Annotated in this window: 1 protein-coding gene; it reads right to left on the bottom strand. The window is 66.4% G+C overall.

What is annotated here, in order from left to right; all coding sequences use genetic code 11:
- The coding region (locus tag ACXJKR_RS33645; RefSeq protein WP_457326561.1) for a DeoR/GlpR family DNA-binding transcription regulator at positions 1 to 704 on the bottom strand (704 nt) is incomplete at its 3' end.
- Positions 705 to 901: the final 197 nt, after the last annotated feature.

The following is a 901-nucleotide window of genomic DNA, read 5'->3' as shown; positions in this document are numbered from 1 at the left end:
GGCTCGGCCTGAGGCGTGACGATCAGCGTGGACAAGGCCGACAGCGGCGCTATGCGGTAGGGCGAGATCTTGCCGAGCTTGTCGCTGCTGGCCATCAGCACCGTTTCCGCAGCGCTCGCCATCAGCAGCGCCTTGACCTGGGCCTCCTCGGCGTCGCCGGTGGACAGGCCGAAGCCGGCCTCCACACCGGTTACGCCGAGGAAATAGCAGTCCGCCCGCAACGCCTGGATGGCCTGTGCTACACCCGCGCCGACGGCCACGCCGGAATGCTTGAACAGGCGCCCGCCGAGCATCAGCACCTCGACRCTGGGATGCTCGATCAACGCCGTGGCGATGACGGGGCTGTGCGTGGCCACCGTCGCCCGCAGCTTGGCCGGCAGTTGCTGCACCATGGCCAGCGTGCTCGTGCCGCCATCGACGAAGACGAGCTGGCCGTCGGCGATGAGCGAGGCCGCACGGCGACCCAGGGCCTGCTTCTCGTCGACCGCGATGGCGCTGCGTCGTGCCAGATTGGCCAGGGCCGGCGACACCGGCAACGCCCCGCCATGCACGCGCTGCAGCGCGCCCCGCGTGGACAGCTCGCGCAGGTCGCGCCGGATGGTGTCCTCCGACACCTGCAGGCGCTCGGCCAGTTCGCGGGCCAGCACGCGGCCCGTGGAATGAAGTTCTTCCAGGATGGCCAAGTGGCGTTGTTCGGTCAGCATCTGTGGGATTGCATGGTTTTGCGTTATTTTGCATGATTTGCCTTAAATTCAGGAAACAACATGCAAACCCAGACCGATTCGCGCATTGCCGACCTGCCCCTGTCCGAACGCGTGCGCGTCCAGCAGGAGAGACTGCTGTCCAACAACTGGTACACGCTGAAGACCACCCGCTTCGACTTCCTGCGCAGCGATGGCCA

Source organism: Roseateles sp. P5_E11 (genome assembly GCF_054049355.1).
The sequence above is the reverse complement of the archived record's forward strand: the minus strand, read 5'-3'. Positions and strand labels throughout refer to the sequence as shown.